Source organism: Martinezella sp. CNPSo 3964, from assembly GCF_057784375.1.
The window spans coordinates 521,694-545,869 of sequence record NZ_JBXSOW010000005.1 but is presented as its reverse complement, the minus strand read 5'-3'; the positions used below and the strand labels follow the sequence as shown (position 1 = coordinate 545,869).

The following is a 24,176-nucleotide window of genomic DNA, read 5'->3' as shown; positions in this document are numbered from 1 at the left end:
ATCACTTTTAGTTTGTGTTGGGCCTGTAGGCCCCCACTTGCTGCTGATTGCGCTTTTCTCCGCGCCGAACATTGCCTCGCAATGAGATAGCGGTGTTCTTCAATCGATATGACTGTTGCTGGCCATGTGCTGTGCTATGCGTGATATCTACCTATCCCAACGACCAATATCGGCTGGAAGAGCATTCCGGCGAAGATCGCGGGAAACCGAGCGCACGAGGCAGGCAGGAATGAGCAAGACGGATAATATCGTGTCCTTCACTGGGGCGCCCCCGACGGTGCGCGATATTGTTGCAATTGCGCGGCGCAACGCCACGATAGCTATTTCTCCGGACGTCAAAGACAAGATCAACGCTGCGCGTGCCGTGGTCGAACGCTATTTGGCGGCCGATCAGCCGGTTTATGGGTTGACGACAGCATTGGGCGCAGGCGTCGACACGCGGCTCGCTGCGGACGACCTGATCGCCTTTCAATTGCGTGTGCCGCAAGCCCGTGCAGTCGGGGTTGGGCCGGCGCTGCCGCGCGAAGCCGTCAGGGCGATGATGGCCGCCCGCATCGCTGGCATGGCGGCTGGCGGCTCCGGCGTATCACTTCCGGTTTTCGCCGGCCTCGTGGCCGCGTTGAACGCCGGCTTTCATCCAGTGGTGCCTTCGCTCGGCTCTATCGGTGCCGCCGATCTTGCGCCTTTGGCACATATGGGACGTGCTTTGCTGGGGGACGGCGAGGCAGAACTCGATGGCACGGTTATGCCAGCGCTGGATGCCCTCTCGAAAGTCGGTCTGCCCCCTTTGCCGATAGCGCCGAAGGATGGCCATGTCCTCGTGGTTGCCAACAGTCTGTCGGTTGGCAAGGCATGCCTGTGCATCGAGGATATCGAGCGACTATTCGATTGGTCGCTTGCGGCAATCGCACTGAACTTCGAAGCATTCCGCGCCAATGCATCGGCCTTTGACGACCGGGCGTTGGTGGCGAGACCGGCCTTCGGCCAGCGTGAGACGGCCGCCCGGCTTCGCGAGTTGCTTTCGGGAAGTTCTCTTCTGGCGGATGGCGCGGCGCGGCGTCTGCAGGATCCGTTGAGTTATCGCTGTGCCCCGCAGGTCTGGGGCGCTCTCCTTCACGCGATCGGCGAAGCACGCGCCGCGACCGAGATAGAGCTCGCCAGCTCCGGCGATAATCCCGTCGTGCTCGTCGAGGAAGGGCTGATCCTGTCGCATGGCAACTTCGACATGACGGCGTTCGTTCTCGCATGGGAGCGGCTCGGCCAGGCAATCGCCCATTGTGCGGCGGCGATCGCCTATAGGACGATGAAGATCATGTCAGCGGCCATGTCGGAGCTGCCGCGCTTCCTGACACCGCTCGGGCAGAGCAGAACCGGCTTTGCCACCGTGCAGAAAACGGTTTCTGCACTCGAAGCGGAGATACGGCATCTGGCCATACCGGTATCGCTGACGCCCATCCCGGTGGCCGACGGCGTCGAGGATCAGGCCTCGATGGCGCCGAGCGTTCTGTCGAAGATCGAAGCGATGATCGAGCGGCTGCGCTATCTTGTGGCGATCGAGCTGATCGCCTCGGCCCAGGCAGTCGAATTGCGTGGCGTTACGGGCGAACTTGGCAGCGGGACGCTGGACGCCTACCGGCAGGTGCGCCAACTGGTGGCACCGCTCGACGAAGATCGTGCCCAAGGTCCTGATTTTCAGAGAGTGTCGGAATTCATCGCAGAAACTGCCGCGAAGGCCGCTCCCTGATCGAAAATGGCGGCAAGGCAGCTCACGTCCTCCGCTTCGCTTTCTCGCAGGCCGTCCGGCGGCCTGCATCATCCGATAGACCGGTACGACCGGTGACATGCTGGAGAACGGTAATGCAGGAAATCTGGATCGACTATCTGAATGCTATCGATGCCAAGGCGCTGGCGCTTTCCAATGACGAAATCCTTGACGCCGTGACCAAGGCGCTCGATGCACAGGGGCGCGGCGAGACCGTCATTGAACCCCGTGTCCATCTCGTGCCCGAGAGTTCAGACAAGGGCCACTTCAACGTGCTGCGCGGCTACGTGAAGCCGCTCGACTATGCCGGCGTCAAGGTCGTTGGCGATTTCGTTGACAACTACAAGCAGGGTCTGCCTTCGGAACTGGCGGTCCTCAATCTCTTTGATCCGCGCACCGGCGTGCCGAAGGCCATCATCGACGCGACCGCCATCACCGATATGCGCACCGGCGCCGTCACCGCCATCGGCGCGCGTCATCTCGCTCGCAAAGATAGTAAGATCCTCGGCCATATCGGCGCCCGCGGCACCTCCTACTGGAACGTGCGCCTGCTCGATCACATCTTCGATTTCGACGAAATCCGTGTGCATTCGCGCCGACCGGAAAGCCGCGATGCCTTTGCCGCACGGCTTGAAAAGGATCTCGGCAAGAAGATTATCGTCACGGACAATTGGGAGGATTGCCTGAAGGGCGCCGATATCATGATCGAGGCGAGCCGCTTGCCGGAGCCGACGCCGCTCTTCAAGACCGCCTGGGTCAAGAAAGGCGCCTTCGTCGTGCCTTACGGCACGATGAGCGCGCTCGAATTCGACCTGACCGATATCATGGACAAGGTCGTCGTCGATGACTGGGGACAATGCGGACCGGGGCGTCCCTTCGGTGCCCTTCGCCGCCATGTCGACGAAGGCAAGGTAACGGCCGAGACGCTGCATGCTGAAATCGGTCAGATCGTCTGTGGCGCCAAGCCGGGCCGTGAAAGCGATGAGGAGACCATTCTCTTCTGGCACCGCGGCCTCAGCACGACCGATGTTGCACTCGGCGCGGCAATGGTCGAAAAGGCAAAGCGCATGAATATCGGCCAGCGGCTTCGGTTTGCGTGACGCGCCATGACGATATCTCCCGCCCCTGCCATTGCCTGCTCACGAATGTACAATCTGAGCCCGAAGATATCTGGCCTATGGGATCGCCTCTTCCAATGGCTTGGCAACCGGTCAGGCGTCGAACTCGAAGTCATTGCCCATGCCGCTCCAGCGCCTCTGTCCGAGCTATGGGCACGTCCGGACGTGGGCGCCGTCTTCATGTGCGGCTTTCCGTTCTCGCGGCTGTCACCGGCGGAGCGCCCGCAGCCGCTGGCAGCGCCCGTTTCTCTGGCGGACTGGGCAGAGGGGCAGCCGGTCTACGCAAGCCACATCGTCGCTGCTCAAGGCAAGTCGCTCACAGAAGCGGATCTCGCAACCGCGCGTTGGGGCTGGACGGTGCGGGATTCTCAGTCCGGCTATAATGCGCCGCGAGAATTCTTTGCCACGCTTGCGGATAGGCCCGCGGCGCCGCAAGTCGCCGGCCCGCTCCTCAACCCGCGCGGCGTGATCGACGCTATTCATTCGGGCGTCATCGATGTCGGCGCCATCGACGCCTATGCCTATCAGCTCCTAGCATTGCACGAGCCGGAGATGATCGCGCCGTTGCGCATCGTGGCCACCACGAAGCCAGTGCCCTTCCCTCTCCTGGTAGCCTCGCGGCTGCAATCGCCGGATATTGTCGATGCGCTACGCACTGTTCTTCTCGGCGCGCACCAAGATCCGGAGGGGCGCGATATTCTCGCATCGCTCGGATTGGCTGCTTTTGCCGAGCCGGATGTTGCTGCTTACGAACAGCTTCCCGCAACAGCGCGAGCCATCGATGCTGCCCTCGGCACATGGTGAGGTTCGAACGAGCTAAATCAATAGCCGGCACATTATGCGCTGGCGACCTGCTTCAATAATTTCTCTGCTGCGATGCCCAGGCATTCCTCGAAGGCCGTCAGATCCAGAAAGAGCTGATCCGGCGCGACTTGGCGCGTGACGATGACACCGTCACGCGCCGCTATGCCGCCGTCGAGCATCAGATTGTCGGCCATATCGAAATTTTCCAGCGACATGCCGTCGGGGCCGCGGTGGCGTCCGTCCGCACCGAGTTGAACCGCGCCCCCATAGAGCCTGCTCACACGCTCGAAGTGGTTATCGATGCAATTGGAAAAGGCAAATGCCGGGCAGCCGCGGGCACACATGAAACCGAGTTCGAAGGCCGTGCCGATATCGGCCGCGATACCCCGAAACGGCGTCAGATTGGCGATGATGAGATCGGCACCCGTCATCAGTTTCTCATTGATCGAGCTGATGGCAAGGCCACGCTGCCGACGCGTCTCCGTCTCAGGCACGGCAAGGTCACCGGGCGAAACCGGCGTAAAGCCGTAGCGACGCGTCAGCGCGATCTTGCGATCGAGGATTTCCCTTGCATTCGGGAGGAAGACTTCCGGGCCTGCCAGATATGCTCTCAACGCCTCGCCTCTTTAATGGAATCTTGCACCGCAGCAGTTGCGGAACCATATGAAGCCTATGGCTGATTCAAGGCGCTGCCGCCATAGCTGGGCGCATAATTTACGAAATCGCGAAATAACGGCGATTGCCGTTCCCGGTCGCTGACGAGACGCGTATAGTTCCCTTCGGATCGAATGGCGCTCTTGGTCCATGACAGGTGACGGAATTTGTGGGGTATAGAAATGCAATCTTCTCTTGAGGCCGTTTCCGCCTCGACACAGGACGACCAAGGCAATTGGCCGACGAAACAAAGCAAGATCCTCGATTGGCTTATGAACGATGTTCGCGAGCAGCGATTCATTGACAATATCCTCGTCGAACTCTGCGAGAAAATGCGGGCGATCGGAGTTCCGATTGGAAGAGCGACGATGCACTTCAGAACGTTGCATCCGCAATGGCTCGGCGCGAGGATTCTGTGGCGCACCGGTATGAAAGAGGCAGATATCGCCACTTTCAGTTACGGCGTTGAGAAAACGCCGCAGTTTCTGGCAAGCCCGATCAACGAGATCTTCAACGGCGCGACTGAAGTCCGGAAAAATCTCGAAATCTGCGAAAAGGTGGAACTGAACTATCCGCTTTATAAGGAGATGCACGCGGAGGGGCTGACCGACTATATCGCCTGGCCGATTTACCACACGCTCGGCAAGCGCCATATCGTGACCTTTGCCTCGGATGCTCCCGGCGGCTTCACCGAACAGCACGTCACCTTTTTGAAGGACCTGCTGCCGGCCCTGACGATGGTGACCGAGATCCGATTGAAGAACATCATGGCGCGCACGCTCCTGCGCACCTATGTCGGGCCGCATGCCAGCGAAAAGATCCTGGCTGGCGCCACGACGCGCGGCAGCGGTACGACCGTCGGTGCGGCGATCCTCATTTGCGATTTGCGCGATTTCACCACGATCTCGGACATGTGGCCGCGCGACGATGTCATCGAGTTGCTCAACGGCTATTTCGACGCGATGGTCGACCCGATCGAAAAGCATGGCGGCGAGATCCTCAAATTCATGGGCGACGGCCTGTTGGCCATTTTCCCGTTGAGTGATGCAAATGCGTGTCACAATCTTCTTCTCGCCATCAGCGAGGCGCAGGCGAGTGTTGCCGTGCTCAATGAGGAAAATCGCAAGCAAGGCCGCGAAGTGCTGCGCTATGGCGTCGGCGTACATGTCGGCGATGTGATGTACGGCAATATCGGCTCGCGCACGCGCCTTGACTTCACGGTCATCGGTCCAGCCGTCAATATCGCCTCGCGGCTGGAGTCCTTGACGAAGGAAGTGAAACGGCCGGTGCTCCTGTCCAAGGCTTTCGTCGACATGGCCGGCTGCCAGCGAGATATGGAAAGCCTCGGCTCCTTCCCTCTCAAGGGTCTTGGAGAACCGGTCGATGTGTTCGCCTTTGCCGCCAAGGAAGTCTTGCTTCAGCATGGTTGACGGGTAAGCAGGGCGAGCTTTGCCCTGCAAATCCTCGATTTTGTACGGCGCGATTCAGTCGGTAGCAAAACGTGAAATGGCCAAAGGGTGCCGCGGTGGATGGACTTCCCTATATTGTGAAGTGGATCATGACGATAGCCGCCTTATTTTTGGGATCGTTCTGCGCGTACGAACGTTAAGTAAGGGTTGATTCTATCGGCTCGACCACGAGGGTGCCTGCCACCCATAATACTCTGACAAGGAGAAAACAGATGAGAAAAATCCTGACCCTGGCGTTTTCAGCAGCATCGTTGATCGTTGCGGGCGCGGCGGTGGCACGGGCGGCAGATATGCCGACGACCTATCGCGAAGAAGAGCCGGACCAGCGCAACGGCGTGAAGATCGGCTACCTCGAATGCGAAATCGGCGGCGGTGTCGGCTATGTACTCGGCTCGGCAAAAGAGGTGGATTGCACCTTCCATTCGACGGGCGGACGCGAGCGCGTTGATCATTACACCGGTGCGATCCGAAAGATGGGCGTCGATCTCGGCTTCACGACCCGCAGCCGGCTCGTCTGGCTGGTCTTCGCGCCGACAGCCGGCTATCATCACGGTTCTCTGAGCGGCCTCTATCAGGGCGCTACCGTTGAGGCGACCGTCGGCGCCGGCGTCGGCACGAATATTCTCGTCGGCGGCACCTCCGGTTCCATCCATCTTCAGACCGTAAGCGTGACGGGGCAGCTCGGCCTCAACGTTGCGGCAACCGGTACGTCAGTAACCCTGACCTCGGCCGATTGAGGCTTTCGGCCACAATCTTAAACCACGGTATGGCCGCTTCCGCCTGGCGCTGGAGCGGCCATATTTTCATGAGCCGCAGCGTGGGTCCGTTTCGCCTATTGCGTCTTTCAGTGCGAAATCGATTTCTCGGCGCGCTCGCCGAGCGCTATAGCTATGCAAGACCAAGAGATTCTTTGGAGCTAGATTCATGACCGATACCGTCACCGATCGCTTTCTTCGTTATGTTGTCGTCGATACGCAATCGGACCCGACTTCGGCCACGCAGCCCTCCACCGCAAAACAGAGGAATCTCGGACGCATTCTCGTCGAGGAGCTGCTGGCGATCGGGCTTGGCGATACACATCTGGACGAACATGGCTACGTCTACGCCACCATTCCTTCGAATGTCGACAAGCCGGTTCCCGTCATTTGTTTCTGCTCGCACATGGACACTGCCCCCGATTTCACCGGCACGAATGTCAAGCCGCAAATCCTGCACGACTATTCCGGCGGCGATATCCGCCTGAGCGGCGATCCGCAGCAGGTTATTCGCGTTGACGAACACCCTGCCCTGCGCGATCAGATCGGCAACGACATCATCACGTCGGACGGTACGACGCTGCTTGGAGCCGATGACAAGGCTGGCCTCGCCGAAATTGTTGCGGCTGCGAAATATCTTGTCGATAATCCCGATATCCGCCACGGCACCATCAAGCTGCTGTTCACGACAGACGAAGAGATCGGGCGTGGTGTCGACAAGGTGGATTTGAAGAAGCTGGGAGCGCAATTCGCCTATACGGTCGATGGTGAAACGGCGGGGCACATAGAAGACGAGACTTTCTCCGCCGACAGTGTCGAGGTCGTTATCCACGGCGTCGCAATCCATCCGGGCTTTGCCAAAGGAAAGATGGAAAATGCCATCAGGATTGCCGGCGCGATCATCGACAGGCTGCCGAAGGACATAGCTCCCGAAACGACGGACGGCCGGGATGGCTTCATCCACCCCACGGGCATCAGCGGCTCGATGGAAAAGGCTTCACTCGGCTTCATCATCCGTGATTTCGGCGAGCCGGGCCTAGTCGATAAGGAGACTAGGCTGGAGGCGATCGTCAAGGACGTCATGACGGCCTATCCCGGCTCCTCGCACACGTTCACCGTTCGGCATCAGTATCGCAACATGAAGACAATCCTCGATCGCCATCCGGAAATCGTCGAAAATGCTGTCGAAGCCATCCGCCGTGCCGGCATGACGCCAGTGCGCGGCAGCATTCGCGGTGGCACTGACGGTTCCAGGCTTTCGTTCATGGGCCTGCCCTGCGCCAATATCTTTGCCGGTGGGCATGCCTTTCATTCGCCGCTTGAATGGGTCAGCCGGCAGGATATGGAAAGAGCCGTCAAGACGCTCGTCGAGTTGACGAAGGTCTGGGCGGAACGCTCTTGAGCGTCCCGAGAATAGGCTCCATTCATTCTTGGGAAGCCTAGTAACACTGTCGCGGAACAGGTCATTTTCGTCTACCTGGAACTAAACTCCTTGTCATTATGCAAGCCATCCGTGAATTTTTATATTGAAGCATTACTAAATTAGATTATTCTGTAATGTAGTCTTGGGAGGAGAGGAGAATAAGGAAGCCCCTTCATTCCAACTCTACGGTGCGCGCGCTCCGGCAATCAGAAACAGGCTGACAAAAGCCTACGCTGAAACGGAGTTTAGTCATGAGAGTACAATCTTCACGGATGGCAATCGCTGCATCCGCACTTCTTCTATTGGCCTCGACAAGTTATGCAGAGCCCGGCGGCGGGACGGATCATGGCGGCAGCCGGTCCGGAAGCGGCGGACTGGGAGCGGGTGTTGGCGTATCGGTCGGCGGTATCAACGCTGGTTTGGGCGCCGGGCTTGGCGCCAATGGGCTTAATGCCGGCGTCGGAGCTTCCGTTGGCGGCACGAACGGCATCAATGCCGGAGCGGCTGCTTCCGTATCCGGAACGAGTGGTGTCAATACGGGTGCCGGCGCATCCGTTGGCGGTTCCAGCGGAGTCAATGCCGGTGTGGGTGCGTCCGTCAATAGCAATGGCGTCAACGCCGGTCTCGGCGCTTCGGTCGGAGGCTCAAGCGGTGTCAATGCTGGCGCTGGCGTCTCCGTCGGCGGATCCGGAGTAGGTGTGGGTGTCGGCGTCGGCGGGAGTGGTTCAGGCGGCGGCAACGGCGGTGGAACCGGCACCGGCACTGGTTCCACAGGAGGTACCGGCGCCACGGGCGGTGCTGGCTCCAGCGGAACCGGCATGGCAACCGGTGGAACGGGCGGCACGAGCGGCTTTGGGCTGGGTTCGGGCAATTCCGGCACGGGATCGAGCACGCGCACCCTTGCCGCTTTCCGCATGATGTCGAGCGCTGAGCAGAAACGTATGCTGATTGCCTGTCATCAGGTAAGTGCATCCGGCAATTTCGATGCTGGTCTTGTCAGCCTTTGCCGGCTGCTGCGCAGTACGGCGAGCGCCGGTGGCCTGTAGGCGGTTCGCCGCCGGGCGTCCTGGCGCCCCTTCGCTTTAGGACAAAAGTCTGCGCCCGTTGCCTCGATCTCGGCAATGGGCGCAGATATGTGTCCCAATTACCAGTCTACGCGGGCCACATTGTCGATCATCTGCCGGCTGCGGCGTAGCATCATGCCTGGTGCATCCACGGCTCTGTTCAAAAGATTGCGCGCGCCGGCAAGCGGATGAAATCCGACCCTTTCCTCCAGCACGGGAGGCGAATCGTCGTTTGCAAGCGGCGGAGCAGCCTCTGCATATTCAGGATGGCCTGTTATCAGCGGGTCCTGCGTTTCACATTGCGGCAGGCAGCGATCGAAATGCTCCACGTCCCCGGATGACGCGACCTTGGTCTTTGCGACATCGGAATGCGATGCAACGCGCTTTGCTGGCGGATTGGTTCTGGCCATGGCAGCAAGTGGCGAAGGCTGCGGAATTGGCACCGCCATCTGCGGCTTTGCTGGGCTCGCATCTACTGCCAACTGCAATTGGTTCATGGCAAGTTGCGGTGCGGGCGCTGCGCGATTGATCGCGATACGGCCGCTGTCGTCGATGAATTGTAGGGTGCGGTCTACGGGACCGGTTTGAACAATTACATAGAGAGCACCGACAACGGTACCGCAAACAGCAAGCCCGGAACCCAGTCTCCGGGTAGTCTCGCTTTGACCATTCCACCATCTCATAGGCTGCGTATCCATTGAACGCTCCTTTAGACAAAATCTCGGATAGCAATCTTCATGCGAAGTGTGGCGCGGCTTTTACCGAAACATGGCCAATTGCAGACCTTTTGCAAAGAAATGTTGACGGATGCGCTATGTGCATCGGGGCGGCACGTATGATCCGCCGCTCAAGGGCCGCCGTTCAGCCCATGCATTTGAAAGCCGCGTCTGGAGCACAGCCGTTCGTAATAAGCCTCGATAACAAGCAGATGCGGTTTTTCGGCCGGCAATGCGCGCCAGCGATGGAGGGACAGACCGATGGGAATATCGGCAAGAGTAAAGCTATCGCCACAGACATAACCGCCTTGTCGATCGATTTCGACGCCGATGCGAGTGACCAGGTCCGAAAATGCCGCTACCGAGCGTGTAATGGCTTCCTTGTCCTGATAGTCTGGATTTCTGCGCACGAGTCCTTGAAAGGCAACCCGCCAACTGTTGTTGAAATCGGAAACCTGCCAGTCCATCCATTTTTCGATTGAAGCGCGCAGCCTTGCATCATCCGGCAGTAGATCCTTGCGCCCACGACTGGCGGCAAGATAACGCAGGATCGTGTTTGATTCCCACAGAACGAAACCGGCATCATCGATCGCTGGCACCATGCCGACCGGATTGAGGCGCAGAAATTCCGGCTCCGATGTCGATCGCGTCCCGCCGCCCCAATTCTCCAAGCGATAGGCAAGGTTCATTTCTTCGCACAGCCAAAGAACCTTGCGGACATTGATGGATGCGCGGTAGCCGAAGATCGTCAGCATTAGATGGGTGCCCTCCCCGTGATGAATTGGATGCAGTTGCTTTCCAGCCTCACGCATCCGTCCTGCAGGCGACAACTTCAGCCGCGAACGCATCAACTTGGAAGAAAGGTAGGCTCATCATGTACTGTCCTCTTTTCCAGTCGGATAATCGAGGCAATACCGGCAGAGGCAATTTCTATCTTGTCATTGGGACAATTCAGTCGGCTGTAAATTCGATGATTTTTGCTGAAGCCGGTATGCCCCAAGGGCGGCGCGTTTCCTTAAGTATGCTGGAAATCGGGCTAACATCTCCGTTCATAATACTATTGGGAGAACTGCGCTGGAAGCTTAGGCTCTTGTTCGACCGTCGGTCCGATTTCGCGGATAGCGAGTATGAGCGAAACGGCTGTGAACATGCGGTAAGAATTGACGTTTCCGCCGCTGCTATATGACAAAAGCGGCGAATCATGCCGTGCAAATGGCGGCTTCAAAAACGCTGATTCGCTTAAATTGAATCTTGTATTCTCCCCATATCTATCCTGGCGGCAGGTGAATTGCATCGGACATTATTAACCATGTTTTTCAAAAATATTTATTATCTATGGGTATTCGCTAAATAAATCAAAACTCTACTTTGGCGGTATTCTTTCGATACTGTCGCACCTGCCCTGCCGGTTTCCCACCTGATTGCCAGCGAAGCATATATGTGCTTATTTTATTATATTCTGATATTTCTGAAGCGCATGCGAGGGGGAATGTGAATGCTGAGAATGCTCTGCGGCGCCACCCTTATTGGTATCGCAATGACCATGGCAGCATCGTCCGCGATGGCTGCTACTGCAACTGCCAATATGACGGTTACCATTACCATCCAGGCAACGTGTCTCGTCCAGAGTGCCAATACTCTCAACTTTGGCACCAACGGTGTCATCACCAGCAATATCGACCAGGCAACCACCATCGGTGTGCAATGCACATCCGGCCAGACCTACAATGTCGGCCTGAGTGCCGGCGCTGGCGCCGGCGCGACAACAGCTGTCCGTGTCATGACAGGCCCGGCAAGTGCGACGATCAATTATGCGATCTATAGCGATGCCAACCGAACGCAGACCTGGGGCACGACCATAGGCACCGATACTGTCTCGGGTACAGGCAATGGTGCGGTCCAGAACATAAATGTCTATGGCCGGGTACCCCCACAGACCACCCCGGCCGCGGGCGTCTACACCGATACAGTGGCGGTTACCGTCACCTACTGAAAACTCACAGATCTAGGAGGCCGTCATGCAACGCATGTTGCCATGCATTGCCGCGACTATGCTTTTGTTGCTCGGTGCTTACGACATGAATGCAGCATCCCTGCGAGTGGCACCCACAAGTCTCGAACTCGTAGCGCCGTCGGCGGCCACGGTCTTGAATCTGGCCAATGACGGAGATCATCCGATCAACGTCCAGATTCGCATCTTCAAGTGGAGCCAGGCGGGTGGCATAGAAACACTGGAACCGACCCGGGATGTCGTTGCCAGCCCGCCCGCGACGAGGATGAACCCTAATGCTCAGTATGTGGTCAGAGTGGTTCGCACGAGCAAGGCTCCCGTCAAGGAGGAAGAGACCTATCGCGTTATCGTCGACGAGCTGCCGGATCCTGCCCGCGCGCGTGCTGGCACCGTCACCCTCATCATGCGCCAGTCCATTCCCGTCTTCTTCAAGCGGCCGGACGTAAAGCCTGCGGACATTGTCTGGAGCCTCAAGCGACAGGGCAACAGCCTCTCTTTAACCGGCAAGAACAATGGCGGCAGCCGCTTCCGTCTGTCGAACGTAACCCTGGCGCAGGGGACAGCGAAGGTCGGCAGCCGTAACGGGCTGGTCGGATACGTGCTTGCGGGCGCGACGATGCAGTGGCCGATGGGGGCGGCGAAGTCCCTTTCCAGCGGCGCTGTAACACTCCATGGCCAGAGCGATCTTGGGCCGTTCGATGCTAAAGTCGCCGTTAATCAACGGTAGTGCCGGCGCCGTTTTCATATGCATGCTTTTCTCGGTCCCGGTGCTGCGTGCTCAGGAAGTGCCCGATCTGCCGGCGAATACTGTCACGGCGGGCCAGCCGGCGGCCACGCTGGACGTCTACCTCGAAGTATTCATCAACAATGCGTCGATGAAGATGATAGGCAATTTCAAACAGCGTCCGACCGGCTCGCTCGCGGCAACCGCGGAAGAGCTGCGCGAAGTCGGCATTAAGCCACCAGCTGGTGCCGCAGCCGACGAGCTGGTCGAACTCAGCGCCTTGCCCGGCCTGTCATATCAGGTCGACGATGAGACACAGCGCCTCTATGTCCAGACGACGGACAAGGGACGCTCGCCTCGCGTCATCAATGTCAGGCAGCAACAGGAAAATGCGATCCCCGCACCCCAGGCCGGCTATGGCGCCGTCTTGAACTATTCTCTCTACGCGAGTTCAAACGGTCTCTTCCAAGGCAATTCGAACCTGTTTCAGGGAATATCCGGATCTTTCGATGCCCGCCTCTTCAGCCCCTACGGCACGCTCAGCCAATCCTTCCTCGCCGGATATTCCGAAGGCAGCCTCGATGGCATAACCCGCCTCAACACGACGTGGAGCTACTCCGACCCCAAGAGCCTTGTTACCTATCGCGCGGGCGACTTGACGACCGGCGGCCTGTCATGGACACGGCCGGTCTATTTCGGCGGCATTCAGTTCCAGCGCAATTTCGCGCTGCGCTCGGACCTGGTGACCGAACCACTACCCTCATTTGCCGGGACGGCCGCCGTCCCTTCGACACTCGATATCTACACCCAGAACGTTCGCACCTATTCCAGCGACGTCCCCGCCGGTCCCTTCGAAGTGACTAACCTTCCGGTCTTTTCGGGCGGCGGGCAAGCGACAGTCGTGCTGCGTGACAGCCTCGGGCGGGAAACCACGCAGACCTTGCCCTTCTATTCCTCCAATTGGCTTCTGCGCCGAGGCCTGTTGGACTTTTCCGCCGAACTCGGCACTCCGCGTCTGAATTTCGGAACGGATTCCAGTGACTATGACGGACGTATCATGGGTGCCGCCACCGCAAGGTACGGCCTGACCAATTGGCTGACGCTGGAAGGTCATTTCGAGGGAGGCGCCGATCTTCTGAATGGTGGCGCGGGAGCCGCCTTTCCGGTCAGCTCATTCGGAGTAGCGTCAATAGCAGGCGCTGCAAGCAAAAGCGGGTCGCGTTCCGGCGCGCTGGTGAATGCCGCATTTGAGCTCAGTTACGACAGATGGGCTCTTTATGCCCGCGTACAGCGGACTTTCGGCGATTATGACGACATTGCCTCGGTTTCCGCGCGGCCGACAACCAGCGTTGCCGGGGATGTCAGTATTCTCAGCGCCGGTGTGCCGCGAGCTATCGATCAAGTCACGCTGAGCGTGCCAACGCCACTCGATCTTTCCAGCCTCAATCTCTCCTATACCAACCTCGAAAGCGCCGACGGAACCAGGAGCAAGATCGCCGGTCTTTCCTACAGTCAGACCTTCACGCGCGCGACAGTCTATGCGAGCGCCTTCACCGATCTCGACGACAGAAGCAATTTCGGGTTCTTTGCCGGCCTGTCCATTCCTTTCGGCGGCAACATCACGGCCAATACAGGCGTACAAGGCGGCCCCAACGGCCTCGGCGTCGTTGCCGACATTTCCAAGTCGATGCAGCAGGAGGATGGCAGCTTTGGCTGGCGCCTGCGTACGTCCGAAGGCGAAGACACCAATCGCGAGGCGGCAATCAGCTATCGCGCTCCCTTCGCACAGGTCGAGGCGGGCCTTCAACAGCAGGATCATCAGACCAGCGCTACGGGTCGGGTCGATGGTGCCATTGCTGTCGCGGGCGGCGGTGTCTTTGCCACCAACCGGATCGACGATGCGTTTGCCGTCGTCGATGTCGGCGCTCCCGGTGTCGAGGTTCAGCAGCAGAACAGACCCGCCGGCAAGACCAATTCGAGCGGCCGCATCCTGGTACCCAATCTCAATTCCTATGAACCGAATACCGTGTCCATCGATCCCAAGAACCTGCCCGTCGATGCCGACGTGCCGGCAACGAAGGAAATCGTCGTGCCGGCAGATCGCAGCGGCGTCGTCGTCAAGTTCGGTGTGTCCGAGGCACCGCAAGCCGCACTCGTTACGATCAGGGACAAGAACGGGGTGCCGTTGCGTGCCGGGCTAAGCGGTACTTTGCGAGGATCGAGCGAGGATTTCGTCATCGGCTATGACGGTCAGGCCTACATTCGCGGACTGCGTGCAAGGAACGCGATCGATGTGTCACTCGAAGACGGAACGAAGTGCAACGCCGAATTCGCCTACAAGCCGCAGCGGGGCGAACAGGTTGTCATCGATGACGTCAGATGCCGTTGAAGGGGGATTGAAAAGATGCTGCGTTCACTCGCTCTTTTGCTCGCACTGCTGTTGCCTTCGCTGTGCGCGGCGCAAAGCTGCAGCTTCTCCGCAACCAACATGAACTTCGGCGCGGTCGACACGTTATCGGGCACCCCAGTCAATACGACATCGACGATAAGTGTAAGTTGTTCCGGAGGACTCCTGGACCTGGGCAAGCGGCTCCTGATTTGTCCCGATATCGGCGCCGGCAGTGGTGGAGCATCTTCTGCCGCGGCCCGCCAGATGTTGAACGGAACCAGTCCTTTGAACTATCAGCTTTATTCCGACAACGGCCGGAGCGTAGTGTGGGGATCGAGCAGCTGGTCCTATCCGTCCCGCGCACCGGTCTATGCGCTGACAATGGCGTTGCTGAATGGCTCACTGATCGGGGCAACCGGCAGCATGACGGTCTATGGAGCTGCTCTCGGAACTCCACCGACGGCCGTGCCGGGGTCCTATACGTCCAGCTTCACATCGACCTACACTTCCTTCTACTATAGCTACAGCAGCGCAACTACCTGTACTGCCCCCTCCGGAACGATCGGAACCGCGTCGTTCAGCGTCAATGCAAGCGTTGCTGCCAATTGCCTCGTCAGCGTCCAGAACATCGATTTCGGGACACAGGGCGTATTGAGCACGAATGCCGATGCCACCGGTTCCGTCACGGCAACCTGCACGCCGGGCACGACCTACACGATCTCCCTGAATGGCGGCACAACGAGTGCCGCACCGACGGCGCGAAAGATGACGAAGGGCTCGGAGACGGTGACCTACGGTCTCTATAAGGATACTGCCCGGTCGCAGCCCTGGGGCGATGCCAATACGCCGGGCAGCACCGTTGCCGGAAGTGGGACGGGCACTGCTCAGCTTTTGACGGTCTATGGCCGGGTACCGCCGCAGACCACGCCGTCTCCTGGCATCTATACCGATACGGTAGTGGTCACGCTTACCTATTGATTTTGTCCCGATTGGATCGGTTCGATCTCGGCGGTATGGGGGTATCCGTTTCTTAGGCGGCGTTTGCGCCGCCCGGGCTGTTCGGGCCGCGCCTCGAGGCGGAAATTGCCGTCTGTCCGGTCGCATTATCGGACGAGCAGACCAAATTGCGTCCGTTGCGCTTGGCCTGATAGAGCCGGTTGTCTGCGACGACGGCCAGCTTTTCCCAATTTTCAAACACGCATTGCGCCTGCCAGTCGACGCCGAAGCTCGCCGTCACCTTCAGGCCGTGCTCATCGCTGACAATGGCTTGTGCCAAGGTTTGCCGCAATCGCTCCGCCATGGAGCGTGCCGACGCCTCGGTAACGTCGCCCATCACGACGATGAATTCCTCACCGCCATAGCGGGCAAATAGATCGGCGGCACGCAGACACGGGCCTAGAATCTGTGCCGTTCTTTGCAGCACCAAGTCGCCGACAGCGTGACCGTACCGATCGTTGATCGATTTGAAATGGTCGATATCGAGCATGATGATTGCGAAGCCTCGAGAGCTCGTTTTCGGGTCTGCAAGCAGCTCTTCCACCGCATCCTCCAGCGCGCGCCGATTGAGGAGGCCGGTGAGTGCATCCGTCTGTGAGAGGCGCCTGAGTTCCTCCGTCATTGATTTGCGCTCCATTTCCAGGCGCCGCTTGAAACGCTGCTGTTCGCGCAGAAGGTCGAGACGCAGGAACAGCTCTCGCATTTCGCGTCCGGCGTGAGGTATCGGCGCTGGCGTCGTGAGATTGCCGACGGCAATCTCGTCGATCTGCCGCATGACGGCAAACATCGGCCGGAAGAGTGAACGCCGGAGCACATAGGCCAACGCAATCATGACCGATATCGCCATGCCGGCAAGCAGCGCGGAAATCAGCATGGCTCTCAAAGATTTCTGCTGTACTTCGTCAAGGGAGTTCAATGCCGCGGTTTCGATAAGTTCGCGCAGGTTCTCGGTCGATTTCATTCCAGGCACATATTTCGCTGTGAACTCGCCCGGCGTGAGCGTATCGCTCGCGTTCAGATCAAAGGCGACACGCTGAGCGTAAGGCAGCGCTCCGGCAAAGTAGCTTATAGTCACCTGGTCCAATAGCCTTGCGACGGCCTGGGATTGCAATGTAACGGGCGCATAGGTTTTCAGCAGCGCATTCACTTCGAAAAGCCGATTCAATTCGCTATCGAACGCAGCCCTATAGTGGGAACGGGCCTGCCCCTGCGAGGCCAGCATCATGACGACATAGGAGCCCAGCCTTCCGGCGCGCTCCCTAAGTGTTCCGGCCATCGAGGTCAGCATGACTTCGGCGCCCGTCTCGGGCGCCAGTGCAATGATCGATCGGCCGGCGACATCCCGGTAGTCCTGGGCGCGGTCCGCTGCACGAAACATCGCCTGTATGGCGTCTGCGATCTTTGCGCCGTTGCGCTCGCCGCGCGACAGGGCGGCCACCGCATCGACCGCCTGACGGCCGCTCTCCAACTGAGCCTTAAGCGCCATGAACGCGCTGCGCATTTCCGCAGACTGATCTATTTCCGTTTTAAAGAGCGCTTCGAGATTGGCGATATCCTTGTCGGTTGCTTCGCGGCTTGCTTTCAAGGCGGCGGCGAATTGTGCTTGCTCGCCCTCCGAAGCGCCCATGAGACTGTTGGCGGGACCGCGCTCTCTCGATATCGTCGCGGCCGCATGCAGCGCCGTATGAAAGCGGCCGAATTCCATAACGCCGCGCTTGTAGTTGATGTAATCCGACAGGCTGAAGGCAATCGTCGAGCCGGCCATCATCAAGCAAACCATGATAACAGCTACTGCACCGATCCATTGCAGCTGTTGAATTTTAAGCCGCGACAAAAAATGCTCTCCAAAATTATCGTCTATTGTGGATTACATCAGATTTGATGGAATCTTCACTTAACGAACAGGCTTAAATCTTTCTCATATTCTTTAAGTCCGCCTATCGGAAACAGTCGGCCTGATATGACCGTCTTCCGTATTTTGCGTCTGCCGCTTGTGGGATGGCAGTTTTGCCCATGTTGAGCCGCGGCTTTATATTGCGGCTGGTTGCCGGCATCATGTTCCGCGCATGCGATAGAAAAGAATAGTGCCGAAAATGAGTTGGCGATGCGTATCGTATTGCTCGAAAGCGGATCTATTCTTGAGAGCTCAAGTTACACCGACGCATCAAGGCGGGCCTGCTTCACCATGCGGTTCTTGCCGGGCAAATCTAGTTTTGCAGGAAAATCGAAGGCATCAGGTTGGCGCGAGCCGAATAATGCGGCTGGCCGACGACATGGGATATCACCAGCGCATAGACCAGGATGGAGCCGACTACGATGACGATACCGCTAATCGGAAGTCCAATTTTCGATTTGGCAACGGGCAACGCATCCGGCGGATTTGCGCGGACGAGCTTTCGCATGGGTTGATCCGCCGTTGCAAAGGGAAGCTGCAACTCCCTTTCCATGCGCGCTTGCGCATCAGGATGCTTGCCGTATCTCATCGCGGGTCGAAACTGGATAACTTCACCCATTTCTCTCGCGGTCCCTTTCACCGCCTGCAGTTACTGGCCATTTTCTTGGCCGTTATCGGCATTGCTATAATCGACACGAACGACGACCTTTTCCGGCCGTTGCTCGCCATGCGGAACGATCACAGTCACGATACAACGATTCTCGCGTGGTTTGACGGATAGGAGACGTCCCTTCGTCGTCGACAGAACCTGATCCACCGCACTCGAACAATCCTGAGCCTTGTAGGTGCTTTGAGCGATTTGACTTTGCCCTGCCATTGCGGAGCCTGCAATCGAAATTCCCGCAAGTATCGTTAGGACCCTGTTCATAGCTCCACTATACCCCAACGAAGGCAAGGAAGCGACAGCCGTTCGCAACAAACCCTATCTATTTGCGTCATCTTTTCTGCGGTGCGGCAGGATTCACAGAGGATGAATATCAGCCGGTAGCGATGGACTTTCGTGATGAATTCGTGGATGCAGATGCGGCGCAGCCTGCCGACCTCTACAAGGATTGCGTGTCCGCGCACCATCGAAATCAATCCGTTATCCCAAGGAGCACGATGCTTATTCTGGAAACCTCCCGGCTCGTTCTCAGGCCCTGGCAGGATGGTGATCGTACTCCTTTTGCCGCCATAAACGCGGATGCGCAGGTCCGGCAATATTATTATCCGAGCCTGCTCACGGCGGCTGAGACGGATGAATTGATCGATGAAGCCAACGGACAGTTGGCCAGGGAAGGTTTCGGCTTTCTGGCCGTCGAGCGGAAAGCCGATGGCGCGCTGATTGGCGGTGCGGGCCTTTCACGTCCTGGGCCGGAGGTTCCGGGCGATTTTCCATTGGAGATCGGTTGGATTCTGGGACGTGCCTACTGGCGGCAGGGCTATGCGGCCGAAATCAGCCGACGCTGCCTGGACTTCGCCTGGCAGGAGCTGCAGGCTGACTGCGTGATCGGCTATACCTCAGCGATCAACACCCCCTCCCGCCGTGCGATGGAGAAGATCGGCATGATCCACGTCGACGATGGCGATTTCGATGATATCACCGTGCCGCCAGGCAATGTTCTGCGACCGCACGTGCTCTACCGTATCGATCGTCCCAAACGAGAAATTCACGGATGAATAGGGAGTAAGCCACGACGAGAGCCCGCGGACCGGCGATGTTGGTTCTTGCCTTACCTGAGCTTTCACGCGAAAAACGTGCCATGAGCATACCGACATCCCATCCCTTCGACTTCGATCCGACCTATGGCTTGCAGCTTGCGCAGTTACGGGCGATAGAGACGCCGGAAGCCCCGGAGGGCTTCGACGATTTCTGGCATCAGCGCTACAGGGCGGCCGTGGCCATTGACCCGCAACCCAAGCTTCGCCACAGCAAGCAGCGTCACGACAACTGGCACGTCTTCGATATCAGCTACGTGTCGACGGGGTCGTTTCAGATCAACGGCTGGCTGCTCATTCCTCGCGGCGGACAGGTGCGGCGCGGCCTGGTCGTCGGACACGGATATGGCGGACGAGACCAGCCGGAATTCGAGTGGCCGGTAGAAGAGACGGCTATCCTGTTTCCCTGTTGCCGCGGGCTCTCCCTCAGCGCCAGCGCGAAAATCCCCCCGGATGCATCGGGCCACGTTCTTTGCGGCATCGAAAGCCGCGACACCTATGTCATCGGCGGCTGCGTCGAAGACATCTGGCTTGCCGTCTCGACCTTGGAGACCCTCTATCCCTGGCTTGCCGGCCATATCGGCTATAGCGGCATCAGTTTCGGCGGCGGCATTGGCGCGCTGGCCATTCCTTTCGATGCGAGGATCAGACGCGGCCATCTTATTGTCCCGACATTCGGTCACCGGCAGCTATGGTTGACACTGCCGACCGTCGGCAGTGCCCAATCGGTTCAGGCCTATCAGGAAAAACACGGCAGCGTTCTGGAGACATTGAGGTTCTTCGATGCTGCGATCGCAGCGCGGCGCATCACCGTGCCGATGCTCGTCGCACCCGCGCTTTTCGATCCCGCCGTTGCGCCGCCCTGCCAGTTCTCCGTCGCAAATGCGCTGCAGAAATTTAATGAAACCTTCATCCTGGATGCCGGTCATTTCGATTATGTTGGCAGCGAACAGCAGAACGCAATTCTGCGAGAGAAAGTCGGGCAATTCTTCAAGGCGCTATGAACCGCGAATACCTATGCTGGTACAGCCCTCGGCTGCATCGAGACATGGAGCTGCTGGTATTCGGTCATGCCGGCGCCAAAGTATTGGTGTTTCCCACGCGCGACGGCCGTTTCTGGGAGTATGAGCAGATCGGCCTCGTCGCCAGCCTCGCGGACAAGCTGAATGCCGGACAGCTCCAGCTCTACTGCATCGAGGGACTGGGGGGCGAAACCTTCTATGGTTCCCATCGTCATCCCGCCGAGCGCATACGCAGGCATAATGCTTTCGAGGAATATATTCTCAACGAAGTCCTGCCGCTGATGGCGCAGAAGAACGGGCACGAGTGCACCATCGTTCACGGCTGCAGTCTCGGGGCCTTCCAGGCTGCAAGCCTGGTCTTCCGCCACCCTCACCTTTTCCGCAAGCTGGTCGCCTTTTCCGGCCGCTACGATCTGACGATGGAGGTCGAGTCCTTCACGGATCTGTTCGACGGCTACTATGACGACGATATCTACTTTCACACCCCGACACATTTTTTGCCGGGACTCGCCTGCGAATGGCGTTTGGACAGGTTGCGCCAGATCGACATAGTGATGACGATCGGAGACGCCGATCCCTTCTTCGACAATAATCGCCATCTTAGTCAGCTACTCGCCGACAAACGGATCGATCATCGGCTACATGTATGGGATGGGCGCGCCCATCGCGCAGGTGCGTGGCGTCGGATGGCGCCGCTCTACATCTAACGAAAAAAGCGAGTTTCGGCCCTTCAAGCCAGCCCGGCGGGTATCGGCCGAAGCGCCTTGCGTGCGCCGTAATCGCGCTCGTGAGATTTGCGATGCTGCCGCTCAGAGCTTGCGGAAAACTCGACCAGAATACGCTCCAGCATGCCATCCGGATAGGTTCCGGTGTCGTCCGTTTCGACTTCCGACTGGGCGGTAACGATCTTCATATTCATTTCTAGTCCTCCGGCTCTGCACGGAAACCCTTGATTCCAATATCTGTTCCATTAGTATTCCGAAAAATTGTTAAAAAATTAACTACGTCCGTTAATCAAATCGGGATCCGCGGCATCGAACTTGAATGACTGGCCGGATTGGAACATTCTTGCAATCCTGACGTTCAATCTCTGATTTGATTGGGGGGCTTGATGTATCGATCCAAATCACCCTCGGCGCGGCTCTTCTCGTTGCAGGCGAAGCAACTGATATCGATTTAGACCTAAGCTCCGCGTTGAGATTCGAAAGGATCTCGGCCGGGTTCGCATGCCTTCGATCAATTACTGTCCAATCGGCGGATAGACTGGAGCAGATCATGGCCATCGTCATCACATCGATCATCCTCGCACTCATCGGTCTGGCGCTCGGCGGCGGCGGCCTTTGGCTTGTGCTGCTGGGCGGAAGTTCCTTCTATCTTCTGGCCGGCATCGCCTTTCTCCTAACGGCGATCCTGCTTTATATGCGCAAGCCGGCCGCGCTCTGGCTCTACGCGATTTTGGTGCTGGCAGCGCTTGGATGGGCGATATGGGAGGTCGGTTTCGACTGGTGGCAGCTTGGTCCACGCGGAGGCCTGATCATTCTGATCGGTCTCTGGCTACTGACACCATGGATCCGCCGCCCGCTGGGCTTTCGCAGTCTGGACGGCGTTCACTACGGAGCCAATCCCTGGCCGCTTGCGGTCCCCTTGATCATCGCCATCCTCGTTGCCGTCTATTCGATGACGACAGATTCACACGATCTCTCCGGCGATCTACCGAAGACAATGGCTACGAACGCTCCGATGGGTGGCGATGTGCCTGATGGTGAATGGCATCAATATGGCAGAACCTCCTTCGGCCAACGTTATTCACCCCTCGATCAGATCAATACGCAGAATGTAGAGAACCTCAAGGAAGTATGGCGATACCAGACCGGCGATGTGAAGCGGCCAGACGACATTGGCGAGACGACCTATCAGGTCACGCCGCTGAAGATCGGCGACACGCTATTTATCTGCACGCCCCATAGTCTGGCGATCGCCATCGGTGCGACGGACGGCAAGGAAAAATGGCGCTACGACGCCAATGCCGGGATGAATCCCAACCGCCAGCACCAGACTTGCCGTGGTGTTTCCTATTATCACGACAAGGCAGTCGCCGCCGGCGCGCCCTGCGCCGATCGTGTCTACTTGCCGACTTCGGATGCGAGGCTGATCGCGCTTGATGCCGTCAATGGCAAGTTGTGCCCGAGCTTTGCCGACCAAGGCGTGCTGCGTCTCGAAGCCGGCATGAAATACAATCCGGCCGGCTATTATTATTCGACATCGCCGCCCGTCATCGTCGCCGACAAGATCATCATCGGCGGTGCGGTCAATGACAATTACTCGACCCAGGAACAGTCCGGCGTCATCCGAGCCTTCGATGCCCGCACCGGCGCGTTGATCTGGAATTGGGATTCCGGCAATCCGGACCAGACAGCGCCAATACCGGCCGGGCAGACCTACACGACCAACTCACCGAATAGCTGGTCGGTTTCCAGCGCCGACGAGACGCTCGGCATGGTCTATGTTCCGCTTGGCAACCAGACACCCGATCAGCTCGGCATGGGGCGCAGTGCCAATGTCGAGCGCTTCTCCTCCTCGGTGGTCGCGCTCGATATCAACACCGGGCAGCTCAAATGGGTGCAGCAATTCGTCCATCATGATCTCTGGGATATGGATGTGCCAGCCCAGCCCGTGCTCGTCGATCTGACAAAGGCCGATGGCGGCACGGTCCCCGCGCTGGTCGCCTCGACCAAGCAGGGCGACATCTACGTGCTCGATCGCCGCACCGGCGCGCCGATCATTCCCTTCAAGGAGATCCCTGCCCCCGGCGGCACCATTCCCGAGGATCATGCCTCGCCGACGCAGCCGATCTCTGACCTGACCTTCTCGCCGCCGCCGCTCCAGGAAAAGGACATGTGGGGCGTCTCGCTGTTCGATCAGCTCGCCTGCCGGATTGCCTTCCATCAGCATCAGTATGAGGGTCGCTATACCCCGCCCTCGTTGCGCGGCTCGATCATCTTTCCCGGCAATTTCGGCACTTTCAACTGGGGTAGCGTCGCTGTCGATCCAGAGCGGCAGATCATGTTCGGCATGCCGACCTATCTGGCTTTCACTTCGCGATTGGTGCCGCGCGCCGAGATTCCGCCAAAGGGAGCCGGCGACAAGGGCAGCGAACAGGGTCTGAACCGAAACGAGGGCTCGCCTTACGGCGTCTATATGGGTCCGTTCGTCAGCCCTCTCGGCATCCCATGCCAGGCACCACCCTGGGGCTATGTCGCCGGTGTCGATCTGAAGACCGGCAAGATCGCCTATAAGCATAAGAACGGCACGATCTACGACATGACGCCATTGCCGCTACCGATCAAGGTCGGCGTTCCAGGCATCGGCGGGCCGATCGTCACCAAGGGCGGCGTTGCTTTCCTGGGCGCGGCTGTGGACGATTATCTGCGAGCCTATGACGTAACGTCCGGTAAGCAGCTCTGGCAGGCGCGTCTACCCGCAGGTGGTCAGGCAACGCCAATGACCTATACCGCCAGCGACAACAAGCAGTATGTCGTCATGGTCGCAGGCGGTCACGGCTCCGTTGGCACGAAGCCGGGCGACTATGTGATCGGCTATACGCTGCCATAAACCGC

22 protein-coding genes are annotated in these 24,176 nt (G+C 58.6%); 15 read left to right on the top strand and 7 right to left on the bottom strand.

All coding sequences use genetic code 11. The features are described from left to right. Nucleotides 1-229 precede the first annotated feature (229 nt). The 3 genes from AC13Q5_RS18985 (at nt 230) to AC13Q5_RS18975 (ending at nt 3,684) form a co-directional block, all read left to right on the top strand. Nucleotides 230-1,744: an HAL/PAL/TAL family ammonia-lyase gene (locus tag AC13Q5_RS18985; RefSeq protein ID WP_075854283.1), complete on the top strand. Its 1,515-nt coding sequence runs from the start codon at nt 230-232 to the stop codon at nt 1,742-1,744. 113 nt (nt 1,745-1,857) lie between these two features. Beyond that, the gene (locus AC13Q5_RS18980) at nt 1,858-2,862 is read left to right on the top strand and encodes an ornithine cyclodeaminase family protein (RefSeq protein WP_457878272.1); all 1,005 of its coding nucleotides are present in this window, start codon (nt 1,858-1,860) and stop codon (nt 2,860-2,862) included. A 45-nt stretch (nt 2,863-2,907) separates the two neighbouring features. Then, a complete protein-coding gene (locus tag AC13Q5_RS18975; protein WP_488502764.1) occupies nt 2,908-3,684 on the top strand; it encodes a phosphate/phosphite/phosphonate ABC transporter substrate-binding protein in 777 nt (258 codons plus the stop codon). Between the two features lie 32 nt (nt 3,685-3,716). Here AC13Q5_RS18975 and AC13Q5_RS18970 read toward each other — a convergent pair whose 3' ends face one another. Then, nucleotides 3,717-4,298, bottom strand: a complete 582-nt coding sequence (locus AC13Q5_RS18970) for a nucleoside 2-deoxyribosyltransferase (RefSeq protein ID WP_488502744.1) — start codon at nt 4,296-4,298, stop codon at nt 3,717-3,719. A gap of 222 nt (nt 4,299-4,520) precedes the next feature. Between AC13Q5_RS18970 and AC13Q5_RS18965 the strand changes: the two genes are divergently transcribed. The 4 genes from AC13Q5_RS18965 (at nt 4,521) to AC13Q5_RS18950 (ending at nt 9,031) form a co-directional block, all read left to right on the top strand. Next, a complete protein-coding gene (locus tag AC13Q5_RS18965; RefSeq protein ID WP_457878270.1) occupies nt 4,521-5,768 on the top strand; it encodes an adenylate/guanylate cyclase domain-containing protein in 1,248 nt (415 codons plus the stop codon). Between the two features lie 251 nt (nt 5,769-6,019). Beyond that, on the top strand, nt 6,020-6,544 hold the full coding sequence (locus tag AC13Q5_RS18960) for a DUF992 domain-containing protein (protein ID WP_488502743.1): 525 nt from the start codon (nt 6,020-6,022) through the stop codon (nt 6,542-6,544). Nucleotides 6,545-6,731: 187 nt separating this feature from the next. Continuing rightward, a complete protein-coding gene (gene pepT / locus AC13Q5_RS18955; RefSeq protein WP_488502742.1) occupies nt 6,732-7,964 on the top strand; it encodes a peptidase T in 1,233 nt (410 codons plus the stop codon). 272 nt (nt 7,965-8,236) lie between these two features. Continuing rightward, entirely contained in the window at nt 8,237-9,031 is a 795-nt protein-coding gene (locus tag AC13Q5_RS18950) for a hypothetical protein (RefSeq protein WP_488502741.1), read from the top strand. Nucleotides 9,032-9,129: 98 nt separating this feature from the next. On the opposite strand, the gene AC13Q5_RS18945 is transcribed toward AC13Q5_RS18950, so the two are convergent. Both AC13Q5_RS18945 and AC13Q5_RS18940 read right to left on the bottom strand, forming a co-directional pair. Further along, nucleotides 9,130-9,747 carry a hypothetical protein gene (locus AC13Q5_RS18945; protein ID WP_488502740.1) on the bottom strand — a complete coding sequence of 206 codons (618 nt, stop codon included), beginning with the start codon at nt 9,745-9,747 and terminating at the stop codon, nt 9,130-9,132. Nucleotides 9,748-9,896: 149 nt separating this feature from the next. Continuing rightward, a complete protein-coding gene (locus tag AC13Q5_RS18940) occupies nt 9,897-10,520 on the bottom strand; it encodes a glutathione S-transferase family protein (RefSeq protein ID WP_488502739.1) in 624 nt (207 codons plus the stop codon). Between the two features lie 740 nt (nt 10,521-11,260). Between AC13Q5_RS18940 and AC13Q5_RS18935 the strand changes: the two genes are divergently transcribed. From AC13Q5_RS18935 to AC13Q5_RS18920, 4 genes are read left to right on the top strand one after another with little or no spacing between them, the layout of a single operon-like run. Then, entirely contained in the window at nt 11,261-11,758 is a 498-nt protein-coding gene (locus AC13Q5_RS18935) for a Csu type fimbrial protein (RefSeq protein WP_075854273.1), read from the top strand. Between the two features lie 25 nt (nt 11,759-11,783). Then, on the top strand, nt 11,784-12,503 hold the full coding sequence (locus AC13Q5_RS18930) for a fimbrial biogenesis chaperone (protein ID WP_488502738.1): 720 nt from the start codon (nt 11,784-11,786) through the stop codon (nt 12,501-12,503). A gap of 22 nt (nt 12,504-12,525) precedes the next feature. Next, nucleotides 12,526-14,889: a fimbria/pilus outer membrane usher protein gene (locus tag AC13Q5_RS18925; protein WP_488502737.1), complete on the top strand. Its 2,364-nt coding sequence runs from the start codon at nt 12,526-12,528 to the stop codon at nt 14,887-14,889. A gap of 15 nt (nt 14,890-14,904) precedes the next feature. Then, entirely contained in the window at nt 14,905-15,867 is a 963-nt protein-coding gene (locus AC13Q5_RS18920) for a Csu type fimbrial protein (protein WP_488502736.1), read from the top strand. 52 nt (nt 15,868-15,919) lie between these two features. Here AC13Q5_RS18920 and AC13Q5_RS18915 read toward each other — a convergent pair whose 3' ends face one another. From AC13Q5_RS18915 to AC13Q5_RS18905, 3 genes are all read right to left on the bottom strand, one after another. Next, nucleotides 15,920-17,665, bottom strand: coding sequence for a GGDEF domain-containing protein (locus AC13Q5_RS18915; protein WP_488502735.1), 1,746 nt, complete (start codon nt 17,663-17,665; stop codon nt 15,920-15,922). A gap of 427 nt (nt 17,666-18,092) precedes the next feature. Then, nucleotides 18,093-18,287 carry a hypothetical protein gene (locus tag AC13Q5_RS18910; protein WP_143525462.1) on the bottom strand — a complete coding sequence of 65 codons (195 nt, stop codon included), beginning with the start codon at nt 18,285-18,287 and terminating at the stop codon, nt 18,093-18,095. 141 nt (nt 18,288-18,428) lie between these two features. Then, on the bottom strand, nt 18,429-18,656 hold the full coding sequence (locus AC13Q5_RS18905; protein WP_457878262.1) for a hypothetical protein: 228 nt from the start codon (nt 18,654-18,656) through the stop codon (nt 18,429-18,431). 284 nt (nt 18,657-18,940) lie between these two features. Between AC13Q5_RS18905 and AC13Q5_RS18900 the strand changes: the two genes are divergently transcribed. The 3 genes from AC13Q5_RS18900 to AC13Q5_RS18890 all read left to right on the top strand — a co-directional run bounded on the left by AC13Q5_RS18900 (nt 18,941) and on the right by AC13Q5_RS18890 (nt 21,266). Further along, nucleotides 18,941-19,498 carry a GNAT family N-acetyltransferase gene (locus AC13Q5_RS18900; RefSeq protein WP_488502734.1) on the top strand — a complete coding sequence of 186 codons (558 nt, stop codon included), beginning with the start codon at nt 18,941-18,943 and terminating at the stop codon, nt 19,496-19,498. A gap of 83 nt (nt 19,499-19,581) precedes the next feature. Next, a complete protein-coding gene (locus AC13Q5_RS18895) occupies nt 19,582-20,541 on the top strand; it encodes an acetylxylan esterase (protein WP_488502733.1) in 960 nt (319 codons plus the stop codon). After that, on the top strand, nt 20,538-21,266 hold the full coding sequence (locus tag AC13Q5_RS18890; protein WP_075854266.1) for an esterase family protein: 729 nt from the start codon (nt 20,538-20,540) through the stop codon (nt 21,264-21,266). Before AC13Q5_RS18895 ends, AC13Q5_RS18890 begins: the two co-directional genes overlap by 4 nt. A gap of 23 nt (nt 21,267-21,289) precedes the next feature. Here AC13Q5_RS18890 and AC13Q5_RS18885 read toward each other — a convergent pair whose 3' ends face one another. Then, nucleotides 21,290-21,478: a hypothetical protein gene (locus AC13Q5_RS18885; protein WP_075854265.1), complete on the bottom strand. Its 189-nt coding sequence runs from the start codon at nt 21,476-21,478 to the stop codon at nt 21,290-21,292. Between the two features lie 356 nt (nt 21,479-21,834). Here AC13Q5_RS18885 and AC13Q5_RS18880 point away from each other — a divergent pair, with 356 nt between their 5' ends. Beyond that, nucleotides 21,835-24,171: a glucose/quinate/shikimate family membrane-bound PQQ-dependent dehydrogenase gene (locus AC13Q5_RS18880; RefSeq protein WP_488502732.1), complete on the top strand. Its 2,337-nt coding sequence runs from the start codon at nt 21,835-21,837 to the stop codon at nt 24,169-24,171. Nucleotides 24,172-24,176: the final 5 nt, after the last annotated feature.

What these genes read in the sequence shown, in the direction of transcription:
- AC13Q5_RS18905 (WP_457878262.1), bottom strand. Translation starts at nt 18,656, where the DNA reads ATGGCAGGGCAAAGTCAAATCGCTCAAAGCACCTACAAGGCTCAGGAT.
- AC13Q5_RS18935 (WP_075854273.1), top strand. Translation starts at nt 11,261, where the DNA reads ATGCTGAGAATGCTCTGCGGCGCCACCCTTATTGGTATCGCAATGACC.
- AC13Q5_RS18985 (WP_075854283.1), top strand. Translation starts at nt 230, where the DNA reads ATGAGCAAGACGGATAATATCGTGTCCTTCACTGGGGCGCCCCCGACG.
- AC13Q5_RS18880 (WP_488502732.1), top strand. Translation starts at nt 21,835, where the DNA reads ATGGCCATCGTCATCACATCGATCATCCTCGCACTCATCGGTCTGGCG.
- pepT (WP_488502742.1), top strand. Translation starts at nt 6,732, where the DNA reads ATGACCGATACCGTCACCGATCGCTTTCTTCGTTATGTTGTCGTCGAT.
- AC13Q5_RS18900 (WP_488502734.1), top strand. Translation starts at nt 18,941, where the DNA reads ATGCTTATTCTGGAAACCTCCCGGCTCGTTCTCAGGCCCTGGCAGGAT.
- AC13Q5_RS18965 (WP_457878270.1), top strand. Translation starts at nt 4,521, where the DNA reads ATGCAATCTTCTCTTGAGGCCGTTTCCGCCTCGACACAGGACGACCAA.
- AC13Q5_RS18940 (WP_488502739.1), bottom strand. Translation starts at nt 10,520, where the DNA reads ATGCTGACGATCTTCGGCTACCGCGCATCCATCAATGTCCGCAAGGTT.
- AC13Q5_RS18890 (WP_075854266.1), top strand. Translation starts at nt 20,538, where the DNA reads ATGAACCGCGAATACCTATGCTGGTACAGCCCTCGGCTGCATCGAGAC.
- AC13Q5_RS18930 (WP_488502738.1), top strand. Translation starts at nt 11,784, where the DNA reads ATGCAACGCATGTTGCCATGCATTGCCGCGACTATGCTTTTGTTGCTC.
- AC13Q5_RS18885 (WP_075854265.1), bottom strand. Translation starts at nt 21,478, where the DNA reads ATGAATATGAAGATCGTTACCGCCCAGTCGGAAGTCGAAACGGACGAC.
- AC13Q5_RS18915 (WP_488502735.1), bottom strand. Translation starts at nt 17,665, where the DNA reads ATGGTTTGCTTGATGATGGCCGGCTCGACGATTGCCTTCAGCCTGTCG.
- AC13Q5_RS18950 (WP_488502741.1), top strand. Translation starts at nt 8,237, where the DNA reads ATGAGAGTACAATCTTCACGGATGGCAATCGCTGCATCCGCACTTCTT.
- AC13Q5_RS18910 (WP_143525462.1), bottom strand. Translation starts at nt 18,287, where the DNA reads ATGCGAAAGCTCGTCCGCGCAAATCCGCCGGATGCGTTGCCCGTTGCC.
- AC13Q5_RS18960 (WP_488502743.1), top strand. Translation starts at nt 6,020, where the DNA reads ATGAGAAAAATCCTGACCCTGGCGTTTTCAGCAGCATCGTTGATCGTT.
- AC13Q5_RS18975 (WP_488502764.1), top strand. Translation starts at nt 2,908, where the DNA reads ATGTACAATCTGAGCCCGAAGATATCTGGCCTATGGGATCGCCTCTTC.
- AC13Q5_RS18945 (WP_488502740.1), bottom strand. Translation starts at nt 9,747, where the DNA reads ATGGATACGCAGCCTATGAGATGGTGGAATGGTCAAAGCGAGACTACC.
- AC13Q5_RS18895 (WP_488502733.1), top strand. Translation starts at nt 19,582, where the DNA reads ATGAGCATACCGACATCCCATCCCTTCGACTTCGATCCGACCTATGGC.
- AC13Q5_RS18925 (WP_488502737.1), top strand. Translation starts at nt 12,526, where the DNA reads ATGCTTTTCTCGGTCCCGGTGCTGCGTGCTCAGGAAGTGCCCGATCTG.
- AC13Q5_RS18920 (WP_488502736.1), top strand. Translation starts at nt 14,905, where the DNA reads ATGCTGCGTTCACTCGCTCTTTTGCTCGCACTGCTGTTGCCTTCGCTG.
- AC13Q5_RS18980 (WP_457878272.1), top strand. Translation starts at nt 1,858, where the DNA reads ATGCAGGAAATCTGGATCGACTATCTGAATGCTATCGATGCCAAGGCG.